This window comes from Brachybacterium sp. Marseille-Q7125, assembly GCF_023062615.1.
Lineage (GTDB): Bacteria > Actinomycetota > Actinomycetes > Actinomycetales > Dermabacteraceae > Brachybacterium.
Window position 1 is genome coordinate 1 of record NZ_JALLAL010000077.1, and the last position, 7,782, is coordinate 7,782.

The following is a 7,782-nucleotide window of genomic DNA, read 5'->3' on the forward strand; positions in this document are numbered from 1 at the left end:
TGCACACCGACCTCGCGCTGGACGCCCTGAACATGGCCATCTACCTGCGCACACGAGATGGAGATGACCTGTCAGGACTGATCCATCATTCCGATCGAGGAGTCCAGTATCGAGCCATCCGCTACGGAGAGGCTCTCGCTGAGCAGGACGCCGTCGCCTCTGTCGGCTCTCGCGGTGACTCCTACGACAACGCCCTGGCTGAAGCCCTGAACTCCCTGTTCAAAGCCGAATTGATCCGTAACCGCGGCCCCTGGCACGGCGTCGACGACGTCGAGATCACGACCGCCGAGTGGGTCCACTGGTTCAACACCTTCCGTCCCCACAGCGCCCTGGAAGGCCTGACTCCCCAGGCCTACCGGGCCGCGCACCGAGAGACCCTCACCAGCTCGTCAGAACCCGCCCTCGAACCCCTGAACGCCAGATAACCCAGCCTCCACCAAACCCGGGGCTTGACAGTGAGCGTGTCGTGCCACGGGGCCTGCGGCCAGTCAAGGTCGTACTCCGAGCAGGCCGCGTGCACGACGGACCGGTCGAACGGAGCGTTATGGGCCACCAGGTCGTCGCCATCGGCGAAGTGAGCGATCTGCGGGAACACGGCGTCCCAGCCGGGCGCATTCGCGACGTCACCGGGCGTGATGCCATGGATCGCGACGTTGACCGGTGCGAACTCATCATGCCCAGGCGGGGGCTTCACCAGCCAGCTCGCGGTCTCGGTGACCTCTCCCCCGCGCACCTTCGCGAGCCCGACGGCACAGACGGATGCCCGAGAGGAGTTGGCGGTCTCGACATCGATCGCGGTGAAGTTCAGTTCGGGAACGGGGGTGGCTTCCATGAGCACACAGTAGGAACGGGGGCCGACACTCTCCCGGGCCCCTTAGCCCCACCCCTGCCCGAGGTCTCCTGTGTCCCATGCCCCTCCCTGATCCCCGATACTGGATCTCATGACCTCGGCGCCTTCGGTGATGAAGCTTCTGGACCGCATGTACAACGCGTCGACTTCCACCTCGCATCGGGGTGAGCAGTTCGAGCGGTTCGTGCAGTCCTTCCTGCAGACGGACCCGCTGTGGGCGGATCAGTTCGCGGACGTGTGGATGTGGGATCGCTGGCCGGGCAAGTGGGGGCATGACTCCGGGATCGATCTGGTCGCCAAGCGTCGCGATGGCGGGCTGACGGCGATCCAGTGCAAGTTCTACGCCCCGCAGTACCGCGTCTCGAAGGGGGATCTGGACAAGTTTCTGGCGGCGTCGGGCCGCGGCGGTTTCACAGAACGCCTGGTGGTTTCGACGACCACACAGTGGGGTGCGACGGCCGAGGAGACGATCCGCGACCAGGCGATCCCAGTGCGGCGCTTGGGACTGGAGGACTTCGTGCAGTCCCGAGTGGACTGGGCGTTCTTCGACCCGGAGACGCCGACGGCACTGTCGCTGCAGGGCACCTCGGATCTGCGCCCGTATCAGCGCACGGCGATCGACCAGGTGACGGCCGGTTTCGCGAAGCATGACCGAGGCCGGCTAATCATGGCCTGCGGCACGGGCAAGACGTTCACGTCGCTACGCCTGGCGGAGGAGACCGTGGGCGCAGGCGGCAGTGTGCTGTTCCTGGTGCCGTCGATCGCGCTGCTGTCACAGGCACTGCGGGAGTGGTCGAACCACACGCAGGTGGGGATCACGGCCTTGGCGGTGTGCTCGGATGCGAAGGCCTCGCGCAGCACCCGTCGTTCTCAGGACTCTGCGGAGATCTCGGTGGTGGATCTGGCGCTGCCGGCCACGACGGATCCGGTGCGTCTGGCGGAGCGGATGAAGCTGGCGCGCACTGATGGCGCGGGTATGCGCGTTGTCTTCGCGACGTATCAGTCGATCGATGTGGTGGCGCAGGCGCAGCAGAGCGCGGATTTGGAGCCGTTTGATCTGATCATCTGCGATGAGGCGCACCGCACCACGGGCGCGACGCTCGCGGGTGCGGAGGAGTCGGCGTTTGTGAAGGTGCATGACGCGGACTATCTGCGGGCCGATAAGCGCCTGTACATGACGGCGACGCCGCGCATCTATGACGACGCCTCGAAGGCGAAGGCCGGGCAGGCGCAGGCGGTGCTCGCCTCGATGGATGACGAGGACGTGTTCGGCCCGGAGCTGTACCGCCTGGGCTTTGGCGAGGCCGTCGCGATGGGGATGCTCACGGACTACAAGGTCCTGATCCTCACTGTGAACCAGGAGACGGTCAGCGGCGCGATGCAGGAGGCGTTCGCCCGCGATGGCGAGCTGACGCTCGATGATGCGACGCGGCTGATCGGCTGCTGGAACGGCCTGGCCAAGCGCGGCGACAGTGAACACACCTTCGGGCAGGACACGGCGTCGATGCGCCGCGCGGTCGCCTTCACACGGGACATCAAGTCCTCCAAGCGCATCGCTGCGCAGTTCACCGACGTGGTCTCCACCTTCGTGGATGCCCACGAGGAGGAGGACGCGGCGGATCTGCTGTCGGTGCAGGCCCGGCACGTGGACGGCACGATGAACGCGATGGAGCGCACGGAGCTGCTGGATTGGCTGAAGGAGGAGGCCGACGGGAACGAGTGCCGGGTGCTGTCCAATGCCCGGTGCCTGTCCGAGGGCGTCGATGTGCCCTCCCTGGACGCGGTGATGTTCTTGAATCCGCGCCGCTCGGTGGTGGATGTGGTGCAGTCCGTGGGGCGGGTGATGCGCCTGGCCAAGGGCAAGAAGTACGGGTACATCATCTTGCCGGTGGTGGTGCCGGCGGGGGTAGCGCCGGAGAAGGCGCTGGATGACAACCAGAACTTCAAGGTGGTCTGGGATGTGCTGCAGGCGCTGCGGGCGCATGATGAGCGCTTCGACGCCATGGTCAACAAGGTGGAGCTGAACACCACCCGCGACCGCAAGATCGACGTGGTGGGCGTGGGCTTCGAGGGCGGCGACGACGGTTCAGCCGACGGAACCGATGGGGCCGACGGGGACTCTGCGCAAGCGGCCACCGCGCAGGGGATGCTCGATGTGCGGCTCTCGCAGATGGATGAGCTGCGCAATGCGATCTACGCGAAGATGGTCCAGAAGGTGGGCTCGCGCCATTACTGGGATGACTGGGCGAAGGACATTGCGCAGATCAGCGAGGCGCATATCCAACGGATCCGCTCCCTGGTGGAGGATCCCAGCACCCCGGCCTCCGCGCAGTTCTCGGTGTTCGTCGAGGCGCTGCGGCGAAACCTGAACGAGTCGATCAGCCATGACCAGGCTATCGAGATGATCGCCCAGCACATGATCACCGAGCCGGTGTTCGATGCCCTGTTCGAGGACTACGCCTTCACCGCGTCGAACCCGGTGTCCCAGGTGATGGATCGGATGGTCGAGGCGCTCACGGCGATGCACGTGGACGCCGAAGCGCAGTCGCTGGAGAAGTTCTACGACTCGGTGCGGCTGCGCGCGAAGGGCATCGACAACGCGGCGGGCAAGCAGAAGATCATCACCGAGCTGTACGAGAGCTTCTTCACCAAGGCGTTCGCCAAGACGGCCGATGCGATGGGCGTGGTCTACACCCCGGTGCAGATCGTGGACTTCATCATCCGCGCCGTCGACGACGTGCTCGCCCAAGAGTTCGGACGCCGCCTCACGGACCCGGGCGTGCATGTGCTGGATCCGTTCACGGGGACGGGAACGTTCATCGTGCGCCTGCTGCAGTCCGGGCTGATCGACCCCTCCGACCTCGCCCGGAAGTACGCGAGCGAGCTGCACGCCAACGAAATCCTGCTGCTGGCGTACTACATCGCGGCGATCAACATCGAGACGACGTTCCATGACCTGCGGGCCGAGCAGCAGGACGTGACCCTCGCAGCCCAGCCCTATGTGCCGTTCGAGGGCATCGCGCTGACGGACACGTTCCAGATCACCGAGGACGGCGACCTGCAGGACGAGCGGGTGTTCCCGGTGAACAACACGCGCGTGGAGGCGCAGAAGAAGCTCGATATCCAGGTGATCCTGGGGAACCCGCCCTACTCGGTGGGGCAGACCAGCGGCAATGACGACAACGCGAACGTCAAGTACCCGACTCTCGATGCGCGGATCGCGGAGACGTTCGCCGCACGCACCGATGCGGTCAACAAGAACTCGCTCTACGACTCGTACATGCGGGCGATCCGCTGGGCGAGCGACCGCATCGGCGACGAGGGCGTGATCGGCTTTGTCACCAATGGCGGCTGGATCGAGGGCAACACCGCGGCCGGGGTACGCAAGACCCTCGCCGAGGAGTTCAGCGCGATCTACGTGTTCAACCTGCGGGGGAACCAGCGCACCGCGGGGGAGCTGAGCCGTAAGGAGGGCGGGAAGGTCTTCGGCTCTGGCAGCCGAAACACCGTCGCGATCTTCCTCCTGGTCCGCACCCCCGGGCACGACGGGGACGCGACGATCCACTACCGCGACATCGGCGACTACCTGAGTGCCGAGCAGAAGCTCGCCCTCGTCGATGAGGCGAGCCTTTCGAGCATGCCATGGCAGCAGATCACCTCGAACGAGCACGGCGACTGGATCAACCAGCGGGATCCGCGGTATCTGGAATATCCGACACTCGGAGATAACAAGGGCGTTGAACACGCACCCGCAGCGTTCACCCTCTATTCCGGCGGACTGAAAACCAACCGTGACGCCTGGGTCTACAACTCCTCTGCCTCCACACTCCGCGAGAACGTCACCCGCTCGATCGCGTTCTACAACCATGAAGTGGACCGCGCCGACGCCGACCCCCAGGGGTACCGTCCGGACTACGATCCGACTCAGCTCTCATGGAACAGGGCCGACAAGAGGAACGTCACGAGGTCCCGGAGGATCACGGTGCAGCCCGAGGGCTTCCGCACCGGGCTCTACCGCCCCTTCTTCCAGCAGCAGGTCTACTTCGACCGCGCGTACAACGACATGGTGTACCGCCTGGAGCAGATCTACCCCACCGCCGCGCATGAGAACTATGGGTTCTATGTGACTGGCGTCGGCAACGACCGGCCCTTCTCCACGCTCGCAACTCGATCTGTGCCTGACCTTGCCATGTGGGGCTCTTCCAACGGCCAGTTCTTCCCCCGCTACACCTGGCACCCGGTCGATGCCGGCGAGCTCTCGCTGGACCTCGACGGCGAGGTGGTGGATGGCTACCGCCGCGAGGACAATATCTCCCCACGGTTCCTGCAGCTCATGCGCGAGCGGTACGGGCAGGGGACGTCGACCGATGACGTGTTCTTCTTCATCTACGGTCTGCTGCACTCCCCCGAGTATCGAGAGCGGTACGCCGGGGAGCTCAAGCAGATGCTGCCGCGGGTACCGGATGTGCCGGCATCGTCCTTCACCGGGTTCGTGGAGGCGGGGCGGGAGCTGTTCCACCTGCACGCCGATTACGAGGATGCACCGATGTTCGAGGGCATCACGGTGGAGCAGGGCGAGCAGCCGCCCATCGGCGGCGAGGCCGAGTACTACCGGGTGACGAAGATGCGCCTCCCCTCGGGCCAGAAGGCCGCGGACGAACCCGAGCGCCTGATCTTTAACCCGCACATCACGCTCGCCGGTATCCCGCCAGAGTTCTACCGGTACCAGCTGGGCTCGCGTAGCGCGCTGGAGTGGATCATCCGCCAGTATCAGGTGAGCACGGATAAGGCCTCCGGGATCGTGAACGACCCCAACGACTGGGGGCTGGAGCGCGGCAACCCGCGCTACATCCTCGACCTGATCCAGAAAGTCGCGACCGTTTCCATCCGCACCGTCCAGATCACCGAGGCATTGCCGCCGATCGAGTGACGCTCCCCTTCCTCTCTTTCTGCGATTGGAGTCCCATGCCGACGTTCCAAACCCCTCAGTTCACGATCTCCGAGCTGCTCTCCAACGCTGCGGACGGCTCACTCCAGCTGCCCGACTTCCAGAGGCCCTACCGCTGGGATGACGAGCGCATCCGGTCCCTGCTGGTCACGGTGCTACGAGGCCATCCCATGGGCGTGATCATGACCCTGGAGACCGGCGGAGAGAACATCCGGTTCAAACCGCGGCCCCTCACAGGGGTCGATCCTGCTGCCGCGTCGCAAGAGCCTGCGTTTCTCCTGCTGGATGGGCAGCAGCGCATGACCTCCATGTTCCAGGCCCTCACCGGCGACGGCATCGTGGAGACGGAGGACTCGCGCCACCACAAGCTCACCCGGAAGTACTTCATCGACGTTGAGAAGGCACTCGGCGACGCCCGCGATCAGGACGAGGCGATCCGCTCCCTGCCAGCTGACGGAGTCATCCGCGAGAACTTCCATCGCGACATCGTCCTGGACGTGTCCACCCCGGAGAAGCAGCACCAGGAGGGGCTGATGCCCATGTCGGTGCTGTTCCACCAGACGGAGGCGATGCCGTGGTTGTTCGGCTACATGCAGGCCACGAAGCCCGATGACGAGGTGAATCGCACCGAGGTGATGCAGGCGTTCACCACGCGCGTGCTGAACCCGATGCTGCAGTACCAGATTCCCGCGATCGAGCTGAGCAAGAACATCGGCAAAGATGCCGTGGCGACCGTCTTCGAGAAGGTCAACACGGGTGGCCTGCCCCTGGATACGTTCGAGCTACTCACCGCTACTTTCGCGGGTGATCGTGCCTACTACGAGGAGACCGGCAAGGACTTCCGGCTGGGCGAAGACTGGGAGCTCACCCAGGCCGTCATCGATGAGCACCCCGCTCTGCACGGCCTGCGGAACACGGACATCCTTATGGGCATCTCTGTGCTGATCACGCTTGAGAAGCGCACTCGGGACGCGGCCCGAGGAGTGACCGGCAAGAAGCTCAGCCAGACCAGCGCTCGGCGCGAGGACATCCTCAGCATGGAGCTGCAGGACTACCGCCGCGTAGCACCCCTCATGCGCAGGGCCCTGCCTGCCGTCGCCCGTCATCTGCGCTCGCTGCACATTCATAACGCTCCGGGAGTTCCCTACCGCAGCCAGCTGATCAGCCTCGCCGTGTTCTACGTTCTGCTGGGTGAGCGGGCAGAGGAGCACGCTGTCCGCGCGCGGATCAATCAGTGGTTCTGGTGCGGCGTGCTCGGTGAGCAGTACGGCGCCACGATCGAGACCAAGCTCAGCAGGGACGCCGAGCAGGTTCCGCGTTGGGCAACCGGGGAAACTGCGGAAACACCGGACACTGTGGCCCGCGCGAATTTCGCCGAGACCCGGCTGGGATCGCTGCGCACCCGGCAGTCTGCCGCCTACAAGGGCATCTACGCACTGCTCATGGCGCAGGAGCGCCCCACGAAGGACTGGATGCTGGATCGAGACCTGGACTTCACCTCCTACGACGAGCTACAGGTGGATATCCACCACGTATTCCCGAAGAAGTGGTGCAACGAGAACGGCATCGAGGACTGGCGCCGCGAGAGCATCATCAATAAGACGCCACTCGCGCAGCGCACGAACATCCACCTCGGTGGCGAGTCTCCGGCCACGTATATGAAGCGACTGGACCGCAAGGGGCTCACCCCCGAGCAGGTCGACGCCCACGTCGCCACCCACGCCATCGACCCGGCACTACTCCGGGCAGGCAACTTCTCTGCCTACTTCGACGACAGGCGCGGCCGTCTCGTCCAGCTCATCGAATCTGCTATGGGCAAATCCGTGACTCGAGACTGGGAGGTCGATTCAGAGCACACGGTGGTGTCATAGCGTCGAAGCAACACCCCCGGTCGGCGGGGGTCTGATCGGTGGAGTGTGCGGATGGCGCGGGTGGGGTTGTCGTTCAGTGACAGGTCGGAGATCTCGACGGCCTCGAAAGCGGG

Annotated in this window: 4 protein-coding genes; 3 read left to right on the forward strand and 1 reads right to left on the reverse strand. The window is 64.9% G+C overall.

From position 1 onward, the window contains the following. Window positions 1–425, forward strand: a 425-nt coding sequence (locus MU407_RS13165; protein WP_246958175.1) for an integrase core domain-containing protein, incomplete at its 5' end; no start/stop codon positions are given. On the opposite strand, the gene MU407_RS13170 is transcribed toward MU407_RS13165, so the two are convergent. Next, window positions 353–832, reverse strand: coding sequence for an exonuclease domain-containing protein (locus MU407_RS13170; RefSeq protein WP_246958178.1), 480 nt, complete (start codon window positions 830–832; stop codon window positions 353–355). The two genes, MU407_RS13165 and MU407_RS13170, sit on opposite strands and share 73 nt — an antisense overlap. Before the next feature lie 109 nt (window positions 833–941). Between MU407_RS13170 and MU407_RS13175 the strand changes: the two genes are divergently transcribed. Both MU407_RS13175 and MU407_RS13180 read left to right on the forward strand, forming a co-directional pair. Continuing rightward, a complete protein-coding gene (locus tag MU407_RS13175; RefSeq protein WP_246958179.1) occupies window positions 942–5,780 on the forward strand; it encodes a type ISP restriction/modification enzyme in 4,839 nt (1,612 codons plus the stop codon). A gap of 35 nt (window positions 5,781–5,815) precedes the next feature. Then, window positions 5,816–7,669 carry a DUF262 domain-containing protein gene (locus MU407_RS13180; RefSeq protein WP_246958181.1) on the forward strand — a complete coding sequence of 618 codons (1,854 nt, stop codon included), beginning with the start codon at window positions 5,816–5,818 and terminating at the stop codon, window positions 7,667–7,669. The last annotated feature ends 113 nt before the right edge of the window (window positions 7,670–7,782 follow it).

Bases quoted from the DNA above. Each gene is read 5' to 3' on its own strand.
- MU407_RS13170 (WP_246958178.1), bottom strand. From the start codon at position 832: ATGGAAGCCACCCCCGTTCCCGAACTGAACTTCACCGCGATCGATGTC.
- MU407_RS13175 (WP_246958179.1), top strand. From the start codon at position 942: ATGACCTCGGCGCCTTCGGTGATGAAGCTTCTGGACCGCATGTACAAC.
- MU407_RS13180 (WP_246958181.1), top strand. From the start codon at position 5,816: ATGCCGACGTTCCAAACCCCTCAGTTCACGATCTCCGAGCTGCTCTCC.